Origin of the sequence: Arthrobacter sp. Hiyo1 (assembly GCF_001263615.2) — a bacterium.
Classification (GTDB): Bacteria; Actinomycetota; Actinomycetes; order Actinomycetales; family Micrococcaceae; genus Arthrobacter.
This window is the reverse complement of record NZ_DF952469.1, coordinates 430384-432721: the sequence shown is the minus strand read 5'-3', so window position 1 is coordinate 432721 and position 2338 is coordinate 430384. Positions and strand designations below refer to the sequence as shown.

Annotated in this window: 1 protein-coding gene and 2 pseudogenes; all 3 read left to right on the top strand. The window is 64.8% G+C overall.

What is annotated here, in order from left to right; genetic code table 11:
• Window positions 1-953 (top strand): annotated as a pseudogene (gene eno, locus AHiyo1_RS06375) (phosphopyruvate hydratase); the annotation flags it as partial.
• Between the two features lie 157 nt (window positions 954-1110).
• Complete coding sequence (locus AHiyo1_RS06370) at window positions 1111-1833, top strand: FtsB family cell division protein (protein WP_059387976.1); 723 nt, start codon at window positions 1111-1113, stop codon at window positions 1831-1833.
• 68 nt (window positions 1834-1901) lie between these two features.
• Window positions 1902-2338, top strand: a pseudogene (locus tag AHiyo1_RS06365) (DUF501 domain-containing protein); the annotation flags it as partial.

Sequence of the window (2338 nt, the reverse complement as noted above, 5' to 3'; positions counted from 1 at the left end):
CGCCATCCTCGGCGTTTCCCTCGCCGTGGCAAACGCGGCCGCCGCCTCCGCGGACCTGCCCCTGTACAAGTACCTGGGCGGCCCGAACGCCCACGTCCTGCCCGTCCCGCTGATGAACATCCTCAACGGTGGCTCCCACGCCGACTCGGACGTCGACATCCAGGAATTCATGATCGCCCCGATCGGCGCCGAGACCTTCTCCGAAGGCCTGCGCTGGGGCGTGAGGTCTACCACAACCTCAAGTCGGTCCTGCAGGCCAAGGGCCTCTCCACCGGCCTCGGCGACGAAGGCGGCTTCGCTCCGAACCTGCCGTCCAACCGCGCCGCACTGGACCTGATCCAGGAAGCCATCAAGAACGCCGGCTACACCCCGGGCAAGGACATCGCCCTCGCGCTGGACGTCGCCTCCTCCGAGTTCTACAAGGACGGCGCCTACCAGTCGAAGGCAAGGCACTCTCAGCCACCGAGATGAGCGCCTACTATGCCGAACTCGTTGCCGATTACCCGCTCGTCTCCATCGAGGACCCGCTGGACGAAAACGACTGGGAAGGCTGGAAGACCCTTACCGACACCATCGGTGACAAGGTCCAGCTAGTTGGCGACGACCTCTTCGTCACCAACCCGATCCGCCTGCAGCAGGGCATCGACTCCGCCACGGCCAACTCCCTGCTCGTCAAGGTCAACCAGATCGGTTCCCTGACGGAAACCCTGGACGCCGTTTCCCTGGCCCAGCGCTCCGGTTACACCACCATCACCTCGCACCGCTCCGGCGAAACCGAGGACACCACCATTGCTGACATCGCCGTTGCCACCAACGCGGGCCAGATCAAGACCGGTGCCCCGGCCCGCTCCGAGCGCGTCGCCAAGTACAACCAGCTGCTGCGCATCGAAGAAGAACTCGACGACGCCGCCCGCTACGCCGGCCGCAGCGCTTTCCCGCGTTTCAAGGGCTAGTATCCGCTGAAACAGCTGACCGGTGGCTATGGTGGAAAGACCATAGCCACCGGTTCTGTTTAACGAAATGTGCGAGCACTTCGGCAAACCGCAGGCTCCGTGAGGAACGCAACGCGCAGCAACCCGCCAGGCAAGCACCAGGCATTACAGGAGTGTCATGGCCACCCGCCGCCCCAAGGTCCCCCGGGCAGATGCCCTCGGCCGCTCGCCCCAAAAGAACCCCGACGGCGGCCATGTCATCCGTGCCGACTTCGGCGAGTCCCGCAAGGCATCCGCCGCCCAGCAAGAGGCACCGGTTCATGCAGGGTCCAGGACGCCGTCCAATGCCAAAGCCGAAGGCGGCACCCAAAGCAAAGCCCCTTCCGGATCCAAGGTTGGTGGTGCTGCGAAACCGGGACGTTCGGGAAACACCCCGGTTGTCGGCAAGGCATCCAGCAAGGCATCCGGTGCCGGATCCTCGCACTCCGACAAGGACCACGGCGCGCGCCCTGTGCCCGCGAAGGCGTTCTCCGGCCGTATGCTTGCCCTCGCTGTGGTGATGATAGCGATCACTATCATGCTCGCTCCCACAGTGAAGATCTGGTTGGAGAAAAAGGCCGAAATCTCCGGCCTGGAAGCCGACATTGCCAGCAAACAGGCCGAGCAGGCCAGCCTCCAGAAGCAGATCACGCGGTGGCAGGACCCCAACTACGTGAAACAACAAGCCCGGGACCGCATTAACATGGTTATGCCGGGTGAAGCTGGCTACTGGGTGTTTGGTGGAGACGTTCCCGCCGGCACACCGGGTGGGAGCACCAGTTCAGGAGCTTCCGGAAGCCCGTCCAACCTGCCATGGGTGGACGGCCTGTGGGAATCCATCAGGCGCTCGGCAACAGACTAGACGCGGTGCCCGCCGCCGTCGCGCCCTGATGGGCGCGGCCAAAAAGGGCAGGAAGGATGGCAGCGCCAGTGGAAGACAACTCGGCACCTGCATCGCAGGAGTCCCGCAAGCCATCAGCACACGATCTCGAAATCCTCAGCCGCCAGCTCGGACGGCCGGTGCGCGACGTCGTCGAAATCCCGGCGCGCTGCGTCTGCGGCAACCCGCTGGTCGCTGCAACCGCTCCGCGCTTGAGCAATGGAACCCCGTTTCCCACGACGTTCTACTTGACGCACCCCGTCATCACCGCCGCCGTGTCGCGGCTGGAAGCCGGCGGGCTCATGAATGAGATGAACGAACGGCTCACCGCGGACGAGCCTTTGGCTGCGGCTTACAGGAGCGCCCACGAAGCCTATCTCCAGGCGCGTGACGAGATTGCCGGACGTGCCGGCACGGGAGACGTTCCGGAAATCGCAGGGGTCTCGGCCGGCGGCATGCTACCCGCGTCAAGTGCCTGCACGTGCTG